Consider the following 24976-nt stretch of genomic DNA (forward strand, 5'->3'; position numbering starts at 1 on the left):
ATTACTTCACCTCATCCATAGCTTTTTCTAATTTATTTACACAATTTGAGAATGAAATATATTCAGGACATGCATCATCACATCTTCCACATCCTACGCACATATGATATCCCCATCTCTTTTTATAATCATAAACCTTATGAAGAACCTTAAATCTCATTCTTTGTCCTTTTTCTTTTCTAAAGCTATGACCTCCAGCCATGTCTGTATAACCATCTACTTGACAAGATGCCCAAACCCTTCTTCTTTCTCCTGCTTTTCCATTATCTTTATAGAAAATATCTTGCATAGTGAAACATGTACATGTAGGACACACAAAATTACATCTTCCACAAGCTATACATCTTTCTGAATACTCATCCCATACTTTTGAATTTATAATCTTTAAATCTATATTATCTGGGATATTTACTTTAACATCATTGCTTTCAACAAAGTCAGGATTAACTTCCAAAGATTCATTATCTATATTCTTAAATAACTCTTCAAATTCTTCATCTTTAATATCTAAATAAACATCATTTCCATTTTGCTTTACGTAAGCACTGTATTCATCAGTTTTGTTAGTTCCCATACTTACACAGAAGCAATTTTCAAAGCTTTTTTCACATCCTATAAGTACAAACTTTGCTTTTTCTCTTAGTTTCTTGTAGTATGGATCTTCAAATTTATTTCTTAAATATATATCATCAATTCTTCTTAAGGAATGCATATCACAACTTCTTAAAAATATTAGTATAGATTTTTCATCTACATTAGGTTCCTTAAACTCATCTTCTGTAAAGAAAAATAAAGTTTGAGTTATTGGAAGTAATACTTCTTTATAAGAAAAATTTGATTTTTGATTAAATTCAATTTCTTCAATTTTTGAAACTTCACCATATCTAACTATATCAGTATCTGAAAATTTACCTTGCCCTTCAAAAATCTTTGGTGCATATATCTTATATTTCTTCGATAACTCTTTTAAACCTTTGTTAAATTCCTCTGCTTTAAATTTATATCCCATCTTAAACACCTCTTAGTTTAATATTTGCTTTTTAGAATCATAAAATATCAACGTAAAAATTAATATCAATATATTTGAATATTTAAAATTTAAAATATTATATAAAACTTTTAAACTTGCAAATAATTGTTATTTATATAACAATATCTTTCTTAGATTATAAATCTTATTAAAAATAAAAACTGTGATAAACATCACAGTTTTTATTTTTATTATTTTTATTTGTTATATATAATTGAAATATTAAGGTATTAATAAAAAATGTATTGAATACTAATTTCAAATTTCTAAGAAATACCTTTAAAGAATTTAGAAAGATTATCTTTATCTTTAATAATTATCCTTTTATTTTCAAAAATAATTAAATCATTTTCTTGAAGAATTTTCAATGCCCTAGATATAGTTTCTCTAGGAGTTCCAAACATGTCAGCAAGATAAGTTATACTTATATTTAAATCAATTAAAATTCCTTTTTCAACTTTAATTCCATAATCCTTAGAAAGTTTCCAAAGCTTTGCTGCTACTCTTTTCTCAACCTTAATTGGGGTAGAATTCTTTAATTGTCTATATAATCTTCTTACCTTTATTGTTAAAGAGGATATAACTAACTTTGTTAATTCAAAATCACTTCTCATCAATTCTTCAAATCTCTCTTTTTCAAAAGACAATATTTCTGCCTTTTCAAAAATCTCACAATTTATTGATGAAGCTAAGTCATCTAATACTACAGCATTAATAATTGCACCATTACTTAATATAAAAATTACTTTCTTATGCGCATATTCATTTAACTTATATAGCGCAACCTTCCCAGTATACACTATATATATCTTATTTACTTTTTCTTTATCCATAAATATATGGCTTCCCTTTAAATAACATTTTGTTTCACCAAATTCAGATAATGCTTCCTTAGTTTCTTCACTTAGTTTATCAAATAGCTCCATTTTATTTAATTGAGCTTTTACTAATTCTTTCATTCATTTGCACCCATCCTATAAAAAAGTACTTTATATTAAACTATATAACAGAAATATAAAAACTGCAAAATTAGATAAAAATAAAAAACATTTTATTAATTAAAAATGTTTTTTATCTTAAAGTATATTTATTTTTCCCAATATATAGCTTATTATTCTTTAATTGATTTATTAACTATAATTACAAACCAAATTAAAGCAACTGACAATAATACATGTGAAAGTCCTGATATATGACTTAAGCCAGCAAAACTATTTCCTAATACTTGAAGTATTCCTCTAGCAGTAAGAGTTCCTAATAAATATATTAATGAGACATTATAAAGTATACACCATCCTTTAAATCCTTTATTATTTGATATATTGAAACTTTTTTCTAAAAGTAATACCAAAATAAAGAATATAAACCCTAGAGTTAATGCATGAGTATGAACAACTGATAAAATAGTTTGTCCTTCAAATCCATTAATTTTTGTAAACTCTCTATAGAATACTCCCATAACTAGTCCTAAAACTAAATAAAAAATTGATAAATTAAAATACTTCTTCATATCTACTCCACACTCCAACAAAAATTACTATTTAATATTAATTGTTAATAATACTATATACTTTATTTATATTTATTTCAACCATTTCATAATGATAAATGTAGTTTTTAAATTTTATATTCATCTTTAAATTTAACCAATGCTTGTATATTATAAAAATCATTGTAAAACTTAGTTACTTTATTTAAAGAATCTAAAACTGCAGTATGAAGAGTTAATGGATTTCCTTTATCATCCCTTTGTATTTTATCTACTAAATTAATTAGCTTAGTATTATGTGATGTTTTTAAAGCCTCTAAAAATAATATAACATTTACATAGCTATTCTCTAATAATTCTTTCAACTCATTCTTATGTTCTAAGCCATATAAATTATAAATAACTTTTGGCTCAATAGAGTTTAATAAAAATCTTATTTCTTCAAATTCGTCATTAAATCTTATTATAGGTATAGTATTTTCAATATCCTTTAAAGTTATAAATTCTTGATTTTTTTTAAGAGCTAAATATACTTCTAAGTCATTCTTAATAAGATATTTACAAAATTCCAATAAAGATTCATTAATTTCGCCTAAAACTATAGCTCTAGATTTCATATTTCCTCCATTTTTATGATTCATAAAATATTATACTATTTAAAACTAAAAAAAGTGCCATTGCAACATTAAATTCATTTTATAATAGCATTTTTCTAAATTATTTAATATTTTCAATCATAAATGGAGTATTTTGATAAATACAATAATTTAACCAATTGCCAAAAACTATATTGGCACTTCCTCTCCACTTTACTAATGGAATTTCATTTATATTATTGTTTGGAAAATAGTTCTTAGGAATATCTATTTCTACTCCCTTATTTAAATCTCTTAAGTATTCATTTTTTAAAGTATCTCTATCATATTCTAAATGTCCTGTAATAAATACTTGCCTCTTATCCTCTGTAGCAATAATAAATGCTCCAGCTTCTTCTGATTCAGCTAATATATCAAGTTCTTTAATCTTTTCAATATCTTCTTTAAGTGTAGTAGTATGCCTCGAGTGTGGTGCATAAAATATATCATCAAGCCCTCTTGTTAAACTCTCATTATATTTATTTATTTTATGAGGGAAAACGCCGAAAATCTTTTTTTCTAGTGTTTTTTTTCTTATATTATAATGGTAATATAATGCTGCTTGAGCTCCCCAGCATATATGCAAGGTTGAAAATACATTTTTCTTACTCCATTCCATAATTTCCTTTAATTCATTCCAGTAATCAACCTCTTCAAACTCCATAGTTTCAACAGGTGCCCCAGTTATTATTAATCCATCAAATTTTTGATCTTTTACTTCATCAAAATAATTGTAAAATTTTTCTAAATGTTCTATAGGTGTATTTTGTGAAGTATGTGTCTTAGTTTGTAACAATTTTATTTCAACTTGAATTGGAGTATTTGATAAATATCTTAACAATTGATTTTCTGCCTGAATTTTTATTGGCATCAAATTTAAAATTGCTATTTTTAATGGTCTTATATCTTGTGTTTGTGCTCTTTCTACATTCATTACAAATATGTTTTCATCTGATAATACTGTAAACGCTGGTAGTTCCTTTGGAATTTTTATTGGCAAAATTCCACCCCCTTATAAAACTATTAAATAATATATTCTATTTTTCATATTCCTTATTTCCAAATATTATTTTTACTATTCATATATAATATATAAAGAAAAGTTGCTTCTTTGAAATTACGAATATCAAATCCTGTTTCCTTCTTTATTTTTTCAATTCTATACATTAATGTATTTCTGTGTATAAACAATTTTTTTGCTGCCTTTGTTAAAGATAAATCACATTTTAAAACTTCTTCTAAAGTCTGGATTAACTCATGATTAAAACCTTTAAATACATCTTTATATTCTACCATTAATTCTTGTGAATAATTCTTTGATAAATTATATATTGCCTTTTCTAAATACATTTCTTTAATGCTATATATTTCAGGTTTCATTTTAAATTTATTACCTATTTTCAAAGCTTGTACAGCTCCATTATATGCCTTTATAAAGCCTTCAAAGGTTTTATCAAATTTTGCAATACTAATTTTAGCATTTAATCCTAAAACCTCATCTATAGTTTCTTTTAAAGATATAGCATGATCTTCTTCATCTTCTAATTCCCCTATTAATATTATTCTATCGTATATTTCTCCCACATATACTTCATTATTATCATAGGTATCCATTACTATTTCAATAGCATCATTTTTATTATTTACTTCTATAAGTAATAATTTGCTAGAATTCACAATAATCTTTTCTTCTATTGCATCCCATTGCTTTCTTCCTTCTATAAGCTCTTCTATAATATTTTCTCTTACTATTAATTTATTAAGTAAATATTCTATCATAGCTATTAGCTTAATATTATCTTGCTCTAAGATTATCTTGAAAGTCTTATTAGCTATAGAAAGCTTTCTTGTTATATTTGATTCAGTTAAAGGCAAGTTATCAAAAATTATATTATTGTTATTATCTAGTAATCTAATTTTTAATTTTGTTTCCTCACATAATTCTTTTAATAATTCGACTATTGCTACCATATACATCCACCCTTTTATAAATCCTTTTCAATATATATTATATAATAAATTTAAAGTAATGTAATAAAAAAGAGCCTAAAATATTAAATAGGCTCTTTCAAATTTATTTTTATTATATTTTTCTCTATTTTAAAAATACTGATTTTATTATCTTTAAAATATCTTTTAAAATCTCATAATTATTAACAATATTCTCTTTAGTTACAATAGCATCAGCAGTAAACTCCGTTGCTACCTCACTTATATCTTTAATATTCTCAGTTATTTCACTTATATTTTTAGTTATAATAGGTAAATCAGTACATGTATTCTCAATATTTCTTTTATTATTTTCTATTAGCTGAAAAATATTATTTATCAATTTATTTAACTTAAATAATATAATAATACCAAATACTAATGCAAATATTAATAGTGAAAAAATTGTAAATTTATAAAGTCCGTCTAAACTAATATACATTATTTATACCTACTCTAAATCATTTCCTTCATTATTTTCTTCATTATTATCTTCAACTATGATTTCTTCTTTATTTAAATTATCTTTCTTTTCTTTTAAATAATCTTTTATTTTATACTTAGCTTCTTCTACATTACTTTTTATATTTTTTGATTTTTCTATAGTCATTGATTTAACTTCATCTACTTTTTCTTTTATATCATTTCTAGTTTCTTTTCCTGACTTAGGAGCCAATAATACTCCTGATAAAACTCCTACTGCTCCACCAATAACTGTTGAAACTGTTGCAGTTCTAACTAATTTTCTTTTTTTCTCTTTTCTTTTCTTTTCAATTAAATTATACAAAGCCACTAATAGCTCCTCCTTTTTACATATTACTTTATTTTTATCTTTATTATAACATATTTTTTATAATATTCCTACTATAAATTTATTGAAAATAGGGTATTTATGCTTATTTATTTAATATTATAATAAAAATCTAAAAAAATAAATCACTCATATTAATTTTATGTATTTTAATAGATTGCCCATCCTCAAATAAATTTTCTTTAATCTACTATGTAGAAAGTTTTTCACTAGAACATGAAAAAACTCAAGCATTAAATCTTGAGTTTTTCTTTTTATTTACTATTTTTTATATATTTTTCTATTTCCTCAGCAACTACTTTTGCATGAGCTGCAGCTTGAACTACTGTCTTAGCTCCTGTTACAACATCCCCTGATGCAAAAACTCCCTCTTTTGTAGTGTGACCTAATTCATCTGTTAATAATAATCCCCATTTATTAGTCTCAAGTCCTGTTGTGTTCGAAACTATATTATTCTTTGGTGATTGACTTACTGCAACTATTATGGAATCACAGCTAAATATACCTTCTTTTCCATCAATATTTACTGTATTAACTTTACCATTTTCATCTATTTCATTTTTAGTTTCAATATATTTTATACCTTCTTCTAATAATTCAACTGGTGATTTAAATAATTCAAACTTAATTCCATCTGAAATAGCACCTTCAAGTTCTGCCTTAGTTGCAGGTATATTTTCCATTCCTTTTCTATATAATATATATACTTCATCTGCTCCATTCTTTTTAGCAGTCCTTGCAGCATCCATTGCTACATCTCCAGCACCTATTACACAAACCTTCTTACCTAAATTATACACTTCAGGAGATTTTAAATAATCAATGGCATAATGTACATTACCTAGTGTCTCTCCCTTTATGTTTAAAGTCTTTGGATTCCATACTCCTGTTCCAATAAATATAGCTTTGTATCCATCATAAAAAAGCTTATCTAAAGTCAATACTGGTCCAATTAAAGTATTAGGCCTTATTTTTACACCTAATTCCACTAATCGTTCTTCATAGTGATCTATTATACTTTTCGGTAATCTAAATTCTGGAATACCATATCTCAATACTCCACCTATTTTTTCATGGGCATCAAATAAAGTAACCTTATATCCCTTCTGTGCTAAAATAAATGCTATAGTAATTCCAGCTGGTCCCCCACCTACTATTGCAATTCGTTCTTCTAATTCTGCTTCTTTTTCTAATTTAATATTTTCTAAATAATATTTTGATATATGCCTTTCAATATCACAAAATCTAACTGGCTCATCCTTAATTCCTCTAATACAATTTCCCTTACATTGATCCTCGTGAGGACAAACTATTGAGCAAACTAAAGATAATGGATTATTATTAAATAATATTTCCCCAGCCTTTGCTATTTGTCCTTCCTTAAATAATTCTATTATTTCCGGGATAGGAGTACTTATTGGACAATTTGCTTTACATCTTGGATTCTTACAAAGGTAGCACCTATTTGATTCTAAAACTAAGTCTTTCATTCTAACTCCCCTTTTTCCTTTGTATAATTTTAGCTTTTATATTATATCATCTATTTTTATATTAAACAAAGATAAACTTCTTTCTAATATTCCATTTAAATATGCTAAAACTATGCCATAATTAGTAATAGGAACATTTTTATTTTTACATTCTTTTACTCTATTAATAACAGTTTTTCTATTAATCATACATGCACCACAATGAATAATTAAATCATACTTATCTATATCTTCTGGGAAATCATGAAAAATACTATAATCATAACTTAGCTCTGATCCAACAAATTTATTTATTAACTTAGGAATTTTCACTCTTCCAATATCTTCATGCGATACATTATGTGTGCAACTTTCTGCTATTAATATTTTTGAGTCTTTATTTAGCTCTTTAATTTTAAAGGCTCCTTTTATAAACTCTTCAAAATCTCCCTTTTGTCTTGCAAATAACATTGAAAAACTAGTTAGTTTAATATCTTTAGGAACTATTTTATCTACTTCTTTAAATGCTTGAGAGTCTGTTATAACTAAATCTACATTTTTTATATCTTCTAATGCTGACTCTAGCTCAGTATCCCTAACTACATAACTCTTTATTCCATGATCTAAACAATCTCTTATACATTGAACTTGTGGCAGTATTATTCTCCCCTTTGGAGCCTCTGAATCTATAGGAACTACTAGCACTACCTTACTATCATACGGTAATAAGTCTCCAACTATAGGAAGTTCCTCTTCTTCTTCCTTTAATATGCTAATAAGCTTTTCTTTTAAATCTTCAATTCCTTCTCCTGTTAATGAAGATAAGAATAAATAGTTCTTATTTCTTTCTTTTAATAAATCTAGTTCTTCTTTTTTTAATTTATCTATTTGATTAATAACTACTATATATGGAATATTGTATTTTTTAAAACTTCTCTTTATATTTTCAAACTCTTCTAAATCCATGTCAAGAGCATCAAAGACATATATTGCTACATCTGTTCTCTTTAAAATATCTAGGGTTCTTTTGGCTCTTATTTCACCAAGGATACTTTCATCTTTAAATCCTGCTGTATCTATAAATAGAACTGGTCCTACAGGTATTAATTCCATGGTCTTTTGAACTGGATCTGTAGTAGTTCCTTTCTTTTCTGAAACTAAAGATACTTCTTGACCTAAAAACTTATTAATCAATGATGATTTACCTGCATTAGTTTTACCATAAATAGCAATATGCTTTCTATTTGCATTTGGTGTCGAATTCATTACATACACCTCCTATAAGTATAGATCTCTTTCACCAGCTCTTAATTTTTCTAAATTCTTTTCTAGTAAATCTTTGATATCTTTTCTCTTAATTTTTTCTTTTTCAGTATTAATAACAGATTCAGCCTTTTCTAAAATTTCTTTATCACCATAGTCTATTGCGAATTCTAAAAGAGTAGTTATTGCATTTGGTTCACAAACATTTTGAATTTCCCCACTCTTTGCAAGCTTCATAAATCTTTCTCCAGTTCTTCCTCTCCTATAACAAGCTGTACAATAGCTAGGAATATATCCATCATCTAAAACAGATTTAATAACTTCTAAAGGAGTTCTATCATCTGAAGTTTTAAATTGAAGAGTTTCTCTTCCCTCTTCTCTTTCTTTATAACCACCAACTCCTGTACTTGAGCCTGCACTTATTTGAGATACTCCATATCTTAATAATTCTCTTCTCATGTCTGCTGTTTCTCTAGTAGACATTATTATTCCTGTGAATGGAACTGCTATTCTTATAATTGCGACTAACTTTTTAAACATTTCATCATCTACTAAGTGAGGGAACTCTTGTAATGTTACTCCTGAAGCTGGTTTTAATCTTGGCATAGATATTGTATGAAATCCTACTCCATACTTATCTTCTAAATGTTTGTTATGCATCATAAGTCCTATAACCTCAAACTTAGGGTCAGCTAATCCAAATAATACTCCTGCTCCAACATCATCTATTCCAGCTTCCATTGCTCTATCAAAAGAAGTTAAATGATAATTATAATCTCCCTTTAAAGATTTTGGATGCATATTATCATAAGTTGGTTTATGATAGGTTTCTTGGAATAAAATATATGTTCCTATTTTTGCTTCTTTTAGCTTTTTATAATTTTCTACAGTAGTTGCTGCAATATTTACATTAACTCTTCTTATTTCACCATTATCATTTTGAGTTGCATAAATAGTTTTCAAACACTCTAATACATAATCTATAGGAGCATTTACTGGATCCTCTCCGAGTTCTAATGCAAGCCTTTTATGTCCCATTTTTTCTAATATCTTAACTTCTTCAGCTACTTCTTCCATAGTTAATTTTCTTCTACAAAACTCATTAGTTCTCTTATATCCACAATATACACAATTATTTACGCAGTAATCACTAACATATAATGGAGCAAAAATAACAACTCTTTTACCATAAATAGAATCCTTTATTTCTCCGGCTAATTTAAATATTTCATTTAAATCTCCCTTATCTTCAACTTGAAGTAAAACTGCAATATCTTCATAAGATAAGCCTTCTCTTTTTTTAGCTTTTTCTAAAACAACTTTAATATCTTCACTTGTTGCGCCCTTTGCTTCCTCTAAAATTCTTTCAATATACTCATGATCAATAAACATATAAACACTCCTACATTATAAATTTTATATTAATTGAATATTTTCAAGTTGAATATTTCCTTTAGTAACTTTATAATAGCCATTATCTTTAGCCCATGCTATATTGTCTCCTCTAGTAACTTCAACTCTAAAACCAGCCCTATTTATTCTTCCTTCTATGCACTTTCTACACTCTGCTGCTTCATCACCTGTACATATTTTTCCATCATATAATGAATACTTTTCTCTTACACTAGTTGGAGAAAGATTTGGCATTACTACATTTCCTCCAGCCTTTAATCCTTTTTCTCTTCCCACTGGATCTATACTTCCAAGAGCAGTAGTTGAAGGTAATAAAACATTTGGAAGTAATAATCTAATTAAAGCCAACATTGTAGTAGTCTTTTCTACAGTTCCAGCTTCTTCATCCTTTAATGGTGTATCTTTATGTGGTATAAATGGTCCTATACCACACATATGAGGCTCAAACTCTTTTACAAATAGCAGATCATTAACTAAATCTTTATTAGTTTGATTTGGAAGCCCCACCATAAAACCAGCTCCAACTTGATATCCAATTTCTTTTAAATCTCTTAAGCACTTTCTTCTTTCTTCAAAACTTGCACCAGGATGAAGAGATTCATAAAGTTCTTTGGTTGCAGTTTCATGCCTTAAAAGATATCTATCTGCACCAGCTTCAAACATTTTTTTATATGACTCATAACTTCTTTCTCCTAATGATAGGGTAATAGCATTTTTAGGATATTTCTTTTTTATTTCTTTAATGATTTCTATCATTCTATCATCAGTAAAATAATCATCTTCCCCACCTTGAAGTACATAGGTCTTATAACCAAGTCTATCTCCAATTTCTACACATTCTAAAATGTCATCTAAAGTAAGCCTATACCTATCAGCAAGTTTATTTTCTCTTCTAATCCCACAGTAAACACAGTTTTTCTTACAAATATTTGTAAATTCTATTAATCCTCTCATATAAACTGTATTACCATAGCTTTTCATCCTAGTTTCATGAGATTTTTCAACTAAATAACTTTTATCTTCCTCATTTAAATTATCTAGCAAAAATAATAACTCCTCCTCACTAGCATTATTCTCTTTATAAAGCTTATCTATAATATTTTTAACCTTCATAATATACCTCCATAAACATGTTAGTAAGTTTTTCTATATTACCTCTTTCTTGCTAATAGCTGTTTTTACTGTTACTCCATCTATGTTTCCAAGCTTTCCTGTTAAACTATTTATTTCATTTAAACTTCCAACAACTACTATTGAAATAATTGAAGTTTCATTTTCTAATGGTATCCCCATCCTTCCTCTTATGCTTCCTCTAAAACTAGCAACCACCTCATTAAATTCCGAATTACACTTACTTGGTTCTTCTAAAATTGCACTTATTACACCAATCTTCATAGTTCACTCCCCCAAACTAATTAATGAATTAACTTAAATGTCTTTGCCCCAAAAAATAAAAAAGCCTGTCTTCCAATAAAAGAAAACAGGAAATATTAATAATAAAAGCTACTAACTTAAATAAAACTATTTAAAAATTAATTTATAACCTTTATTATTAATATATAATTTCTATTTTCTTCCAAATTAGATTTCTCTTTTTTGTTAGATAAATAATTATTTTTATACCATTAAAGATAACAAATATACAAATGAGTGAAGATAAAAAATCTCTAATCAAATGAGTATTTATTATTCTATATTTACATCATAAATATTGCATATAAATATGTCAATACTTAATCTCTTATGAATATTTTAAGTTTATAAAAGCACCTCATTTTTTATATGAAGTGCTTAATCTACTTAATTATTTTATATACATTAAAATTTTCTCTTTTTCATCATCTGCAAAATCAAAATCATCTAATTCATTTGTGCTTATCCATCTACCTTCAGCGATATCACTTCCATAAACTACTTTTTCATTTAATACACCTTCATATACTGCACAAACTTCATTTAAATTTTCATCTAATATGTATTCTCCTACTCTTGCTAAATTAAAAACTATAGACTTTAAATCATCTTTTACAGCACGCGATATACATTTTTCTTCTATTTCTCTTCCTCTTATTTTTCTCCCCACAATGTACCATAATTGTGGCTGATTCTTTTTCGTCTTCTTTCTAACTATAAAAATATTATTAAAATCATCTTTTATAATTATAGAGCACTCTGCAACTTTACTCATTACTTTTCCCCCTTTAAGCCTAAATACTATTATGATATTAGCTTCAGTATCAATAAATTGCATTACTATAATTTATATTCTACATAAAGTTAAATTTACCTTTTTATAAAGTAAAAATATATAATATTTCTATTAAAAAGTATTTAATAATGGCAAAAAATTCTCTTGTATACATTACAGGTATTAAAGCTGTTAATGTCTTATTAGTTAAAAAACTGCTCTCTTCATAATCTAAATTTTTAGCAATTAAATTACTTCTAAAAGCATGGAAATCTGAAGTTATTATCTTTATATTTATATCTTCAATATTTTTATTAGAATCCTTTTCTATAATTTCTTTAGAAAAAAGTAGATTTTCTCGAGTATCAGTAGATTTGTCTTCCATTATTATTTCATTTTCTATACCATTCTCCACTAAATATCTTCTCATGGCCTCTGCTTCTGATATATCTTCACCCGCTCCTTGACCACCGGATACAATAATCTTAACTTCATTTTTTTGACTATTTACATATTCAATAGCTTTTTCTAGCCTTTGTACTAAGGTTAAACTTGGTGTCTCCCCTTTTACACCAGCACCTAATATAACTACATAGTTTGAATATGAATCATTCTGTTTAGGGAAAATAATTATTGCAGCTTCAATAATTATAAATATTATTATCCCTATTGAAACTAAAAATCTAAACACATTAAATCCTATTTTTAATGTCTTATTTTTACTTATCAAAATCATTAGTTTACTTTTTATAAAATGATAAATAACACATAAAACACCTATAAGAAGAAAAACTTCACTAAAAGTTATTTTCCCAAATATTAAATTTATAGCTATCGCATACAAAATTATAATAATACCTAGTATTAAATCTATATATCTTTTCAAAGCTTCACCTCTCTCATTTATAATCATAATAAATATTATCATAATTTTGTATTTTTATTACTAATAAAAATCATTTGTAATTTTTTCTTAACTATTAAAAAAAGAGCTGTGAAAACAGCTCTTTTTTTAAATTGGATTTCCATCGAAATCTGTATACTCTGGTTTATTTTTATCATTACCTATATTATTTTGATTTTTATGCAACCTTTGCCTTCTTTGTCCTTTTTGTTTAGGAGTTTCTGTTTTAGTATTCTTCGGCATAACAACACATCCTTTCAAATGTATTTTATACCCTAAATAAATTTTAATACATTTATTCTACAATTATATTAAACTTCAAAATTTTCAATTTCTATTGAATATGTTCCACAATTCTTACACACCATAATAGTTACTAAATAACTTTTATCTACTACTCCTTCTATATTTAATCTAGTGAAAGACTTTTTGTCATATTCAGAATCTATACTACTAGTTATAAAATTATTATCTTTTCCATATGCATAAAAATAATATTCTAAGAAATCAAATACTTTTTTCTTTTCTTCTTTTCCAGCTTTACAGTTGCTACAACAACTTTCATAATAAGCATTTTGGAAATCAACTTCATCACTATTGGAAAGTAGCTCTAAAATCTTGTCTACATCTATTCCATTAAGTTCTTCATTCTCATCATTAGCAAAGTATTCTAAATTATCTTCTCCTAATTCGTACTCTTTTCCATCAAAACTAAACTTGTATTCCATTTATCTCTTCCTTTCGAGGCTTAATCAAATATATTATATCATAATGGCTATAATCTAATTAATATTTCATTTATTTCTTCACTTACTTTAATTCTCTCTTCATAAATCCATTTAAAATCAAATTCTAAATTAAATACCTTACAAAATGAATAATACATATTTATTCTTTGATAGTAAAGCTCTAATTCATCTAAATTGCCTTTAAAACATTGAGGCTTACTTATAACCTTATTTTTTAGCATAAATAATTCTTCTACATATCCCAAGAAGGCATTCATTAATTCATCTTTAGAAATATCAAAAGGTATTTTTAATAGCTCCCATTGAATTTCTTCTTTTAACTTATACCTTTTAATTCTGTCTAGTATAATTAAATATTCATTTATATCCATTTTTCTATAATAATCTAAAATATCTTCCCTTGTAGCCCATAATGCTAATTTTTCATTTAAAGGTAATCCTTTAATATTTAAGATAGCTTCCGAAGGTCCTAAAACAGCCTTTCTTATTATTCTATCCTTTTCCTCTAACTTTTCTTTAATAAACTTTTGATTATCTCTTACCGTAGCTACATATCCAACTTCATAAATTCCTTTTCTTCCAGCTCTTCCTGCTACTTGTTTTACTTCTTGCGATTTTAAATTTCTAATTTCTTCTCCATCAAACTTTTGAATATCTAAGAAAATTATTCTCTTAATTGGTAAATTAACACCCATTCCTATAGCATCTGTAGTTATTAGGACTTTATTTTCTTTATTTATAAACATATCATATTGTTTTCTTCTTACTTCCGGTGGTAAATCTCCATAAATTATGCTAGCTTTTATTCCTTCTTCAGAATATTGCTGAGCTATTTGTAAAACCTTTTTCTTAGAGAATACTACTATTGCATCCCCCTCTTCAACATCTTTATAGCTAAAATTCCTATCCTGCACTTCTAATGGAATACTTCTCTTATATTCCTTAAATTCATAGTCATCATTGCAATCTTCTAGTATTTTTTCAACTACTTCCCTTGCATTTAGTGCTCCACATATATGAATTTCATTACATCTTAATCCTAGTAATGTTCTTGTCCACGCAGCTCCCCTTTGGGAATCATCTATCATCTGAATTTCATCTATAATAGCAATATCATATTCCTTCTTTAAATCTACTTTTTCTATAGTACAAGAAGTATGTGTTGCTCCTTCTTTAATTATTTCCTCTTCTCCAGTTAAGAGATTACACAAAATTTGACTATTATTTAATTTTTCATAATTTTCTAAAGCTAATATTCTAAGAGGAGATAAATAAACTCCATGCTTTGCTTCCTTTAATCTTTCCATAGCTGTATAAGTTTTTCCAGTGTTAGTCTCTCCTAGATGAATATATACCTTTCTTCTCATATTTCTTGCTAATTTATACTCATCCTTTGGATTATCAGGAAAGTTTTCTTCAAATTCCTTAGATATTATTTTAGGTATATGTTGTTTAGTTAAAACAGACATAAATCCTGAATTAATAAAACTATTATAATTTCCTCTAATAACTTGATAAAAGTCAAAATCAGTATTATTTTTCTTGTTATAATCATCTAATAATCTTTTAGATACATATTCTAAAAGATCTTCATATCTTTCTCTAACATCCGAATATTCCTTAAACCCTTCCTTTTCCATATCTATAAGTAGTCTTATTTTTTTTCTTAAGGAAGATTCTTGTTCTATTAATGATCCTACTTTGGAATTATGAGCAATTTCTTCAATATGATTAATCTGGGATTTTAACTTTTTAAATTCCCTCTGCATTGCATTTTTCTTCAAATCCTCACCTCTTAACAAATATACTGTAAATCCTCATTTATAAATTATAACATTTATCATTTATATATTTCTATTTTTAGTTAAAAAGAGTTTTTTATTATATTATATTCATAATTAATTTATTATTTTTATATAATTTGTTAATATATTTAACATTTTTCATATTTTCTTAAGGATATGTTAAGATTTATATTATATAATTATATATATTTATCTTTTATAATCTTATTTTTATTGGAGGATGATTTGTTGTAATGAGTAAAAAGTATATATATCTAGTATTTTCTAATACAGGAACAATACTATCAAAGTGTATTAATTATTATACAAAAGATAAATATGTACATGTCTCTTTAAGCTTAGATGATTCTTTTGAGAAAATGTATTCCTTCGGAAGGATTTTCCCTAGCAACCCATTTATAGGAGGGCTTGTTGAAGAAAATTTAAAAGATGGAGTATATAAAAGATTTCAAAATAGTCAATGTGTAATTTATAAGATTCAAGTAAGTAATAGACAATATTCTCTACTTATAAAAGAGCTTGAAAACTTTTTAAAAGATCAAAAAAAGTACAAGTATAGCTTGCTTGGATTAATAGGCGTAGCACTGCAAAAGCCTATAAAGAGACCTAATAGATATTTTTGTTCCGAATTTGTATCCCATTTGTTAATTCAAAGTAATATATATGATTCAAACAAAGTTCCTAGTTTAACTAAACCTAGTGATTTATTAAATATTAATCATAAAGAATTTATATATGAAGGATTAACTTATGACTATAAAATAAGTTAAAATATTAATTTTAAAATAATTAAATTTAACTATATTTTTATTTATTAGCAATTATAATTTAAGTTATTTATTAAAATGAAAAACGGTGTATCTATAAAGTTACACCGTTTTAATAATCTTATTATTTCTATATATATCTAGAAGTCAGAAGTATATATTAATATCATCCTAAATACTTATACTAACTTATCATTTCTATTTTCTTCAAAAATTTTCTTTAAGAAATTATAAAATTTATATAATCTCGGATGCATTTTTTCTTCCTCCATCTTAATTTTACATTCAGCCATTTTCATAATAGGCGCTATAAGAGCCATTGCATCCATATAACCTTCTCTAATTCTATTTTTCTTAGCTTCTTCATCTAAATTTAATGTTCCATTTATAACACTTTCATTTAAATTTCTAGGATAAATTTCAATTATATGCGTATTAGGATATAATGATCTATCTATTCTTGCTTCTTTTGATAATAATACTACTATAATTATATCGCAACCTTCTCCATATACTGGCTGTATTGGTGTATTGTCAGCTATACCACCATCTATATATCTTTCGCCCAACACCTCAGTTGATTCATATATTAAGGGAAGAGATGCTGATGCAATTATAATATCTTTTCCTAATTCTAAAGCATAATCATTAACTTTAAAATATTTAACCTTAAAATCTGGTAGTTCAGTACAAGCTGCATAACATATTTTATTATTCTTTTTAACCGCTTCTATATCTAAATACTTATCTATTATTTCTTTAGCACCATCTTTAGATACCGATCCCTCATCTATTTTCTGATTCATATACTTTTTAGCAAAATTCATACTTTTGCCACCAATAAAAAGTCCTATTCCCTTTTTTAACAAATCAAATTTACTTATTGGAACAAGCTTATCCATTGTTACCTCTTCCCATAAGGCTTCAGCAGCTTCCATATTATCCTGAGCAAATAGGACCGCGTTAAAGGCTCCTATTGATGTTCCTGAAAAAACCTCTATGTATTTATCTATATTGAGTTCCTTTAAAGCCTTCCAAACCCCAAGCTCATATGCGCCTTTTCCTCCCCCACCAGATAAAACTAAGCCTATCTTCATAGTAATCCCCTCTTTTATAACGTTAGTAATTGTAATTTATTATATTTTAATTATAGCCCATTTGTTCTCTTTACTTCATTAATATTATATTAAAAATATTAAATTTTTTAGTATTTCTGAAACTTATTTGTTGAACTTCTATTTCTTATATAAATTGCAAAAAGCCTATATAGTAGATGCAATCTACTATATAGGCTAATTTTAGCATAAACTACTAAGATAGTTATATATTATTTAACAGAATTTTTTGCTAATTCAACTAAATCTGCAAATGCTTTTGGATCGTTTATTGCAATTTCAGATAACATTTTTCTGTTCATGTCTATTCCAGCTAACTTAATTCCATTCATGAATTTTGAATATGAAAGTCCGTTCATTCTTGTAGCTGCATTTATTCTAGCTATCCAAAGTCTTCTGAAATCTCTCTTCTTTAATCTTCTTCCAACATAAGCATTTCTTAAAGCTCTTATTACTGATTCGTTAGCAGTCTTAAATAATCTGCTCTTTCCACCGTAGTAACCTTTTGCAAGCTTTAATACTTTTTTATGATTCTTACGAGCATTTGTTGCTCTTTTAACTCTAGCCATTTTAATCCTCCTAAAAAACCTCTATATTATAGGTATGGTAATAATTTCTTCATTGCTTTTTCTTGAGTAGTTGAAACGTACGCAGACTTTCTTAAGTTTCTCTTTCTCTTAGAACTTTTCTTTGTTAATATATGACTCTTAAAAGCCTTAGCTCTTTTTAATTTTCCAGTTCCAGTCTTCTTGAATCTCTTTGCTGCACCTCTGTGGGTTTTCATTTTTGGCATGATACTATTCTCCTCTCAGGTTATGCTTTTTTTGGTCCTAAAACCATTGTCATATTTCTTCCTTCATGTTTAGCTGGTTTTTCAACTACACAAACATCTTCTAGTTTCGAAACAAAATTTTCTAAAATTCTTTGTCCAATATGTCCTAATTGTGCTTCTCTACCTTTAAATCTAACAGTGATTTTAACTTTATCACCATCTAATAAAAACTTTCTAGCATTTTTTGCTTTAATAGCAATATCATTTTCTTCAATAGTTAAACTACATCTTATTTCTTTAATTGTAGTAACCTTTTGCTTTTTCTTTGCTTCTTTTTCTTTTTTAGCTTGCTCATAAATGTATTTTCCTAAATCCATTACTTTACATACTGGTGGAATAGCATTTGGAGAAATCATTACTAAATCTAATTCCTTCTCATCTGCAATTTTTTGAGCATCCTTTGTAGGAACAACTCCTAATTGAGCACCATCTGCATCAATTAATCTAACTTCCTTAACTCTTATAGCTTCATTACAAGTAAAATCCTTACTTATATCAAGTCACCTCCAAAATTTTAAATAAAAACACAACAAAAATAGAGGACATATAATGCCGCCCTCTAGTAATTATAAAAATCTAGTTAATACAACTAGTAATTATTACATAACTAATTACCCTACTAAGCATTGCCGTAAGGTGAGAAACGGCTGTTTCTACTTAAATACATAATTTATTTTATCATTGTTTTTTATTATTGTCAATTATTTTCTCATATTTATTTTATACAAAAATTAAAAATTTTATACTATATTCTTATGTAAAAATAATAATATTTTACTCAATTTCACCGTTAAAATCTAATATTCCTCCTCTTAAATTATATAAATTATCAAAACCTTCTTCTTCTAAAAATGCGCAAGCCATACTACTTCTTACACCTACTTTACAATATACTAAAATAGGTTTATCTTTATATTCTTCTAGTTCTTCCACCTCCCACTCAATCTCTTCCAGTGGTATATTTATAGAGTTTAGTATTCTTGATTCTTTAAATTCATTAGTTCTTCTAACATCTAAAATTACCAGTTCCTTATTATTTTTAATTAGTTTTTCAGCTTGATTACTATTTATTGATTTAATACTCATCATCTTATCTCCTATTATTTTTATACTATTATAATACTTAAGTTTAGTATACTCAACTTAAGCATTGGAATTAAATTAATCCTTTAGATGAGAATTAAAGATATTTTACTGCATTAAACTTGAAATTTAATTTCTAGAATCACTTTTTATTAAAATACCTATAAATTTTTTTATTCAATATTTTTTTATTACTTTACTTCTAATTTTTCACATCAAAAAGGAGCTATCGCAAATAGCCCCTTTTAATTCATTAAGTAAAATCTTCCATTCTAATTAAATTATTTATTTTATAAACTGAATTTAAATTGCATACACTATTTATTGCATTATGAATATTTACTTCTTTGCTATCATGAGTCACTAATACTAGCGTAACTTTATTTTCGGAAGACTCTATTCCTTTTTGAATAACTGACTTTAAACTAACATTCATTCCACCAAAAACTGAAGTTATTTCTCCTAATACTCCTGGTCTATCTTCAACTGTTAGTCTAATATAGTATTTGCTATTAATTTCATTAATAGCATTGAATTCTTTCTTCCATAAGTTGTTTTTTACTACTGGATTTAAATTATCAATATCAATATTACTTCTTAATATCGAAACTATATCTGAAACTACAGCACTTCCTGTTGGAAGATCCCCTGCCCCTCTACCATAAAACATTAAATCTCCAACTGCATTTCCCCTAATTAAAACTGCATTAAATGAATCATTAACATTAGCTAAAGGATGGTTTTCAGGTATCATAGTAGGATGGACCCTAAGATCTAAAATTCCATCATTATCTTTAACTATAGCTAGCAATTTAATTACTCTATCAAATTCTTTAGCATACTCAATATCTATAGATTCAATTTTTGTTATTCCTTCTCTATATACATCTTCTACATTAATTTTAGTTCCAAAAGCTAACGAAGATAATATGGCAAGCTTATATTGGGAGTCAAATCCTTCAATATCTGAGGTAGGATCTGCTTCAGCATATCCCATATCTTGAGCACCTTTTAAAGCTTCTGAAAAATCTAATCCATCATATTCCATCTTTGTTAAAATATAATTAGTAGTTCCATTTACTATTCCATATAATCTTTCTACTTTATTAGCTGTTAAACTCTCATTTATTCCATTAATTATTGGAATACCACCAGCTACACTAGCTTCATAATTGAACATAACACCTTCTTTATCAGCCTTTTCAAAAAGCTCATCTCCACCCGTTGCAAGAAGCATTTTATTTGCTGTAACAATGTGCTTCTTCCTATCCATAGCTGCTAGCATATATTCTCTAGCTGGTTCAATCTCACCCATTACTTCAACTACAATTTTAATTGAATCATCTTCAATAATATCATTAAAGTCTGTAGTTAAAATATTTCTAGGTACTTCAAAACCTCTTTTTTTATTAATGTCTCTAACTAAAATTTTGGCTACTTCTACTTCATAGCCCGATCTTTTCATGATTTCTTCTTTGTTTGAATTTAATATCATCCAAACACCACGTCCAACATTGCCTAGCCCCATTAAAGCAATTTTGACTTTTTTCATTTTTCTTCCCCCTTAAATTTTTTTAGCGTAATTTTACAATTTCTTATTGCTAATATATCCATTATACTAATTTATTTTATAATTTACCATTATTACTTCTGATAAATCATTTAAAAATATAATTTTTAAAATAGTAAAAAAGTAAGAAATATTCTATATCTTGTGACACCATATAATATCATCACAATAATATAGTATTTCTTACTTTTCAATTTATAGTATATATAATCTAACTCTTAATATCTTTAACTTTAAATCTATCTTTTTCCTGCATCAAAAGGCTCTCCAGCTGCCTTTGGTGCTTGTGATGATTTAGAGAATAAAACTAAAGCTATTAATGTTACTACATATGGGAATATCTTTAGTATAACTCCTGGTATTTGAGCTAATGATGGAATTGCTTGTGATACATTTGCTATAGTTGAAGCAAATCCAAAGAAGAAAGTTGCTCCAAGTATTCCAAGAGGTCTCCATTGTCCAAATATTAATGCTGCTAAAGCAAGGAATCCAAGTCCTGAAACTGTTCCATTAAACTCTCCGGAATATGTTACTAATATTATAGCTCCACCTAAAGCTGAAAGTCCTCCAGATATCATAACACCTATATATCTCATTTTAAATACACTAACACCAGCTGCTGCTGCTGCTTGTGGATGCTCACCACATGCTCTTAATCTTAATCCAAAGCTAGTTTTATAAAGTATAAATATACTTACAACTAAAATTAATAATACTAACCAAGTAGTTGCATAAGTCTTTGTAAAGAAAAGTGGACCTATTACAGGTATTTCTGAAAGTACCGGAATATCCTTTGGAATAAATCCATTAGTTACTCTTATGTTACCACTTCCTGTAATATTTCTTGCTAAGTAAATTGTCAAAGCTCCTGCCATCATATTTATTGCCGTACCACTTATAACCTGATCTGCATTTAAATTTATGCTTGCAAAAGCATGGAGTAATGAGAATAATACTCCAACTAAAGTTGCTACTAATAAACCTATCCATAAAGCTCCTGCAACTCCATTTGCCTGTAATTTAGAAACTGTTAAGGCTCCTGCAAAAGAACCAACTATCATAAGTCCATCTAAACCTATATTTACAATACCACTTCTTTCACAGTAAAGTGCCCCTAATGCTGTTATTAGCAAAGGAACTGTGTAAGAAATTGCATATGGAAAAACTTGTTCAATTATACTCCACATTATTTTTCCACCATCCTTTCAGAAGATGTATCTCCATCATTTTTTCCTTTGTTTTTATTCTTTTTAAGCCACCTTACTACTCTATCCATTACCATACTTGTAGCTGCAAAGTAAATTATTGTAGCCATTATAGTATCTGCAAGTTCTGGTGGTACTTTTACAGCCGCATTCATAAAGCCTTTACCAACATATAGAACTCCGAAAAATAAAGATGAGAATATAACTCCAACTGGATTACTTGCTCCCAGTAATGCAACTGCTATACCATCAAAACCTTGGCTTGGCATAACTCCAATTTGCATTATATTAGCATTACCTGTATATTGTATAGCACCTGCAAGCCCTGATAATGCACCAGCTATCATCATAGAGATAATTATATTTCTATTAACAGGCATACCTGCATATTCTGCACCAAATCTATTAAATCCACCAGCTTTTAATTCATATCCTAAAACTGTCTTATTTAAAATAAACCATATTATTAAAACCGCTATTAAAGCTAAAAAAATTCCTAAATTTATATAAGATCCTTTAAATATGTTCGTTAGCCAATCTACTCTTAAAGTAGCTGATTCTGATAACATTCTAGATTCAGTTTCTAAGAACTCTCCTTTAAAGTATTGTGGTACCATATAATAAATTATCCAATATGCAGTCCAGTTCATCATTATCGATGAAACAACCTCATGAACATTAAATCTAGCCTTTAAATATCCTGGAACTATTCCCCATACTGCACCTCCAAGAACTCCAGCAAGAACAATTATAGGTACTAATATTCCTCTAGGCAAATCTAAAGTTAATCCTATTGCTATAGAACAAAATCCTCCAAATAACATTTGTCCAGGAGCTCCAATATTAAATAATCCTGTCTTAAATGCAAAGGCAACTGAAAGTCCAGTAAGCATTAATGGAGTTGCTGTTGCAATAGTATTACCTATTCTTTCTAGGTTCATTAAACCGCCTTTAAATAAATATATATATCCTTCTACGGGATTAAAGCCCATAATTAGCATTAATAAAGCTCCAGCTAAAATACCTAACAATACAGCCATTATGGATTTAATACCTTGATTTTTTCCCATTAGCTTTCTCCTTTCTTTATTCCTGCCATCATTAATCCAACTTCATTTTCATCAGTTTCAGCGGCATTTACAATTCCTACAAGTTCACCATTATTAACAATAGCTATTCTATCTGAAACATTTAAAACCTCATCTAATTCAAGAGATACTAAAAGTACAGCTTTACCATTGTCTCTTTGTTCAACAAGTCTTTTGTGTATGTATTCTATAGAACCTACATCTAAGCCTCTAGTTGGTTGAACAGCAATTAATAAATCTGGATTTGATAAAATTTCACGACCTATTATTCCTTTTTGTTGGTTACCACCAGATAAAGATCTTGCTATTGATGCTCCCCCTTCCCCAGATCTAACATCAAAAGTTTTTATAATTTCATCTGAGTACTTTCTTACTTCTTCTCTATTTATTAAACCATTCTTTGAAAATGGCGGATTTTTATAAGCTTTAAGTACCATATTATCTTCCATAGTATAATCTAAAATAAGTCCTCTTTTATGTCTATCTTCTGGAATATGTGCTATTCCTTCATCTATTCTCTTTCTAATAGAATGCTTTGTAATATCATTTTCATTAAAGAATATCTTTCCGGAATCTACATTTCTCATCCCTGTTATAGCTTCTACTAATTCTGTTTGACCATTACCTTCAACTCCAGCTATACCAACGATTTCGCCTTTTTTAACTTCCAGATTAAAATTCTTTAATCCTAAAACTTTCTTACTATTTTTAACTGATAAGTTTTCTATTCTTAAAACTACATCTCCTGGCTTTGAACCTTCTTTTTCAACTTTAAATGACACTTGTCTTCCAACCATCATTTTTGCCATTTCTGCTTCTGAAGTTTCTTTAACATCTACAGTTCCAATGTACTTTCCTCTTCTTATAACAGTACATCTATCTGCTGCCTCTTTAATTTCTTTTAATTTATGTGTAATTAAAATTATTGATTTACCTTCTTTTATAAGATTCTTCATTATCACAAGTAAATCTTCGATTTCTTGAGGTGTTAATACAGCTGTTGGTTCATCAAAAATAAGAACTTCTGCATTTCTATAAAGCATCTTAAGTATTTCAACACGCTGTTGCATACCAACAGATATATCTTCAATTTTTGCATATGGATCAACATTTAATCCATAAGCCTTAGATAATTCTTCTATTTTCTTTGCTGCACTCTTTATATCCACAGTTAAGAACTTCTTAGGCTCAAGACCTAAAATAATATTCTCAGTTACAGTAAAGTTTTCAACTAATTTAAAATGTTGATGAACCATACCTATCCCTAATTCGTTTGCTACATTTGGACTTGTTATTTTAACTTGCTTTCCATTTACTTTAATTTGTCCTGCTTCAGGTTGATACATTCCAAATAACATTCCCATTAATGTAGATTTACCAGCTCCGTTTTCCCCTAAAAGAGCGTGGATTTCTCCCTTTTTAAGTTGTAAAGTAACATTATCATTTGCTACAATACCAGGAAATTCTTTACGGATATTAAGCATTTCCACTACATAACTCATGAGTATCCTCCCTATCTTATTTACTTTTTACATATATTATGGTTAGATTATCTTTTTATGTTAAATTAA

At 27.2% G+C, this 24976-nt stretch carries 28 protein-coding genes; 1 reads left to right on the forward strand and 27 read right to left on the reverse strand.

Going from position 1 to position 24976, the window contains the following annotated elements; all coding sequences use genetic code 11:
- Position 1 precedes the first annotated feature (1 nt).
- The 18 genes from asrA to ACQPUY_RS02290 all read right to left on the reverse strand — a co-directional run bounded on the left by asrA (position 2) and on the right by ACQPUY_RS02290 (position 15724).
- On the reverse strand, positions 2-1009 hold the full coding sequence (gene asrA / locus ACQPUY_RS02205) for an anaerobic sulfite reductase subunit AsrA (protein WP_430839280.1): 1008 nt from the start codon (positions 1007-1009) through the stop codon (positions 2-4).
- 287 nt (positions 1010-1296) lie between these two features.
- Complete coding sequence (locus ACQPUY_RS02210) at positions 1297-1989, reverse strand: Crp/Fnr family transcriptional regulator (protein ID WP_430839281.1); 693 nt, start codon at positions 1987-1989, stop codon at positions 1297-1299.
- 152 nt (positions 1990-2141) lie between these two features.
- Positions 2142-2540: a DUF2871 domain-containing protein gene (locus ACQPUY_RS02215; protein WP_430839282.1), complete on the reverse strand. Its 399-nt coding sequence runs from the start codon at positions 2538-2540 to the stop codon at positions 2142-2144.
- Positions 2541-2647: 107 nt separating this feature from the next.
- Positions 2648-3136 (reverse strand): NAD-dependent dehydratase, encoded by a 489-nt coding sequence (locus ACQPUY_RS02220; protein ID WP_430839283.1) that lies wholly within the window; start codon positions 3134-3136, stop codon positions 2648-2650.
- Positions 3137-3236: 100 nt separating this feature from the next.
- Positions 3237-4154: a homoserine O-acetyltransferase MetA gene (gene metA, locus ACQPUY_RS02225; RefSeq protein WP_430839284.1), complete on the reverse strand. Its 918-nt coding sequence runs from the start codon at positions 4152-4154 to the stop codon at positions 3237-3239.
- A 53-nt stretch (positions 4155-4207) separates the two neighbouring features.
- The gene (locus tag ACQPUY_RS02230; protein WP_430839285.1) at positions 4208-5125 is read right to left on the reverse strand and encodes a PucR family transcriptional regulator; all 918 of its coding nucleotides are present in this window, start codon (positions 5123-5125) and stop codon (positions 4208-4210) included.
- A 124-nt stretch (positions 5126-5249) separates the two neighbouring features.
- On the reverse strand, positions 5250-5585 hold the full coding sequence (locus ACQPUY_RS02235) for a hypothetical protein (protein WP_430839286.1): 336 nt from the start codon (positions 5583-5585) through the stop codon (positions 5250-5252).
- Positions 5586-5594: 9 nt separating this feature from the next.
- Positions 5595-5936: a YtxH domain-containing protein gene (locus ACQPUY_RS02240; protein WP_430839287.1), complete on the reverse strand. Its 342-nt coding sequence runs from the start codon at positions 5934-5936 to the stop codon at positions 5595-5597.
- A gap of 272 nt (positions 5937-6208) precedes the next feature.
- Positions 6209-7444 carry an NAD(P)-dependent oxidoreductase gene (locus tag ACQPUY_RS02245; protein ID WP_430839288.1) on the reverse strand — a complete coding sequence of 412 codons (1236 nt, stop codon included), beginning with the start codon at positions 7442-7444 and terminating at the stop codon, positions 6209-6211.
- 36 nt (positions 7445-7480) lie between these two features.
- On the reverse strand, positions 7481-8689 hold the full coding sequence (gene hydF / locus ACQPUY_RS02250; protein ID WP_430839289.1) for a [FeFe] hydrogenase H-cluster maturation GTPase HydF: 1209 nt from the start codon (positions 8687-8689) through the stop codon (positions 7481-7483).
- Positions 8690-8701: 12 nt separating this feature from the next.
- Positions 8702-10078, reverse strand: coding sequence for a [FeFe] hydrogenase H-cluster radical SAM maturase HydG (hydG, locus tag ACQPUY_RS02255; RefSeq protein WP_430839290.1), 1377 nt, complete (start codon positions 10076-10078; stop codon positions 8702-8704).
- A gap of 24 nt (positions 10079-10102) precedes the next feature.
- Positions 10103-11212: a [FeFe] hydrogenase H-cluster radical SAM maturase HydE gene (hydE, locus tag ACQPUY_RS02260; RefSeq protein WP_430839291.1), complete on the reverse strand. Its 1110-nt coding sequence runs from the start codon at positions 11210-11212 to the stop codon at positions 10103-10105.
- A gap of 33 nt (positions 11213-11245) precedes the next feature.
- Complete coding sequence (locus ACQPUY_RS02265; protein ID WP_430839292.1) at positions 11246-11494, reverse strand: TM1266 family iron-only hydrogenase system putative regulator; 249 nt, start codon at positions 11492-11494, stop codon at positions 11246-11248.
- A 409-nt stretch (positions 11495-11903) separates the two neighbouring features.
- Positions 11904-12287 carry an NUDIX domain-containing protein gene (locus tag ACQPUY_RS02270; RefSeq protein ID WP_430839293.1) on the reverse strand — a complete coding sequence of 128 codons (384 nt, stop codon included), beginning with the start codon at positions 12285-12287 and terminating at the stop codon, positions 11904-11906.
- A gap of 103 nt (positions 12288-12390) precedes the next feature.
- On the reverse strand, positions 12391-13173 hold the full coding sequence (locus ACQPUY_RS02275) for a YdcF family protein (protein WP_430839294.1): 783 nt from the start codon (positions 13171-13173) through the stop codon (positions 12391-12393).
- Positions 13174-13299: 126 nt separating this feature from the next.
- Positions 13300-13434 carry a clostri-philic family protein gene (locus ACQPUY_RS02280; RefSeq protein WP_430839295.1) on the reverse strand — a complete coding sequence of 45 codons (135 nt, stop codon included), beginning with the start codon at positions 13432-13434 and terminating at the stop codon, positions 13300-13302.
- Between the two features lie 68 nt (positions 13435-13502).
- On the reverse strand, positions 13503-13919 hold the full coding sequence (locus ACQPUY_RS02285) for a DUF3785 family protein (RefSeq protein ID WP_430839296.1): 417 nt from the start codon (positions 13917-13919) through the stop codon (positions 13503-13505).
- 47 nt (positions 13920-13966) lie between these two features.
- Positions 13967-15724, reverse strand: coding sequence for an SUV3 family DEAD/DEAH box RNA helicase (locus ACQPUY_RS02290; protein WP_430839297.1), 1758 nt, complete (start codon positions 15722-15724; stop codon positions 13967-13969).
- A gap of 254 nt (positions 15725-15978) precedes the next feature.
- On the opposite strand from ACQPUY_RS02290, the gene ACQPUY_RS02295 reads away from it, so the two are divergent.
- Entirely contained in the window at positions 15979-16515 is a 537-nt protein-coding gene (locus ACQPUY_RS02295) for a hypothetical protein (RefSeq protein WP_430839298.1), read from the forward strand.
- A 176-nt stretch (positions 16516-16691) separates the two neighbouring features.
- Here ACQPUY_RS02295 and ACQPUY_RS02300 read toward each other — a convergent pair whose 3' ends face one another.
- The 9 genes from ACQPUY_RS02300 to ACQPUY_RS02340 all read right to left on the reverse strand — a co-directional run bounded on the left by ACQPUY_RS02300 (position 16692) and on the right by ACQPUY_RS02340 (position 24907).
- Positions 16692-17609 (reverse strand): patatin-like phospholipase family protein, encoded by a 918-nt coding sequence (locus ACQPUY_RS02300; RefSeq protein ID WP_430839299.1) that lies wholly within the window; start codon positions 17607-17609, stop codon positions 16692-16694.
- 230 nt (positions 17610-17839) lie between these two features.
- Positions 17840-18196, reverse strand: a complete 357-nt coding sequence (rplT, locus tag ACQPUY_RS02305) for a 50S ribosomal protein L20 (protein WP_430839300.1) — start codon at positions 18194-18196, stop codon at positions 17840-17842.
- A 26-nt stretch (positions 18197-18222) separates the two neighbouring features.
- On the reverse strand, positions 18223-18420 hold the full coding sequence (gene rpmI / locus ACQPUY_RS02310; protein WP_195265317.1) for a 50S ribosomal protein L35: 198 nt from the start codon (positions 18418-18420) through the stop codon (positions 18223-18225).
- A 20-nt stretch (positions 18421-18440) separates the two neighbouring features.
- Positions 18441-18953 (reverse strand): translation initiation factor IF-3, encoded by a 513-nt coding sequence (gene infC / locus ACQPUY_RS02315; RefSeq protein ID WP_430839521.1) that lies wholly within the window; start codon positions 18951-18953, stop codon positions 18441-18443.
- A gap of 280 nt (positions 18954-19233) precedes the next feature.
- Complete coding sequence (locus ACQPUY_RS02320; RefSeq protein ID WP_430839301.1) at positions 19234-19545, reverse strand: rhodanese-like domain-containing protein; 312 nt, start codon at positions 19543-19545, stop codon at positions 19234-19236.
- 250 nt (positions 19546-19795) lie between these two features.
- Positions 19796-21094, reverse strand: a complete 1299-nt coding sequence (locus tag ACQPUY_RS02325) for a homoserine dehydrogenase (RefSeq protein ID WP_430839302.1) — start codon at positions 21092-21094, stop codon at positions 19796-19798.
- Positions 21095-21351: 257 nt separating this feature from the next.
- Entirely contained in the window at positions 21352-22299 is a 948-nt protein-coding gene (locus ACQPUY_RS02330) for an ABC transporter permease (protein WP_430839303.1), read from the reverse strand.
- Entirely contained in the window at positions 22299-23387 is a 1089-nt protein-coding gene (locus ACQPUY_RS02335; protein WP_430839304.1) for an ABC transporter permease, read from the reverse strand. The genes ACQPUY_RS02330 and ACQPUY_RS02335 overlap by 1 nt, the downstream gene beginning before the upstream one ends.
- Entirely contained in the window at positions 23387-24907 is a 1521-nt protein-coding gene (locus ACQPUY_RS02340; protein ID WP_430839305.1) for an ABC transporter ATP-binding protein, read from the reverse strand. Before ACQPUY_RS02340 ends, ACQPUY_RS02335 begins: the two co-directional genes overlap by 1 nt.
- Between the last annotated feature and the right edge of the window lie 69 nt (positions 24908-24976).

It is taken from the genome of Clostridium nigeriense, assembly GCF_050585245.1.
Taxonomy (GTDB): Bacteria; Bacillota; Clostridia; order Clostridiales; family Clostridiaceae; genus Clostridium; species Clostridium nigeriense_A.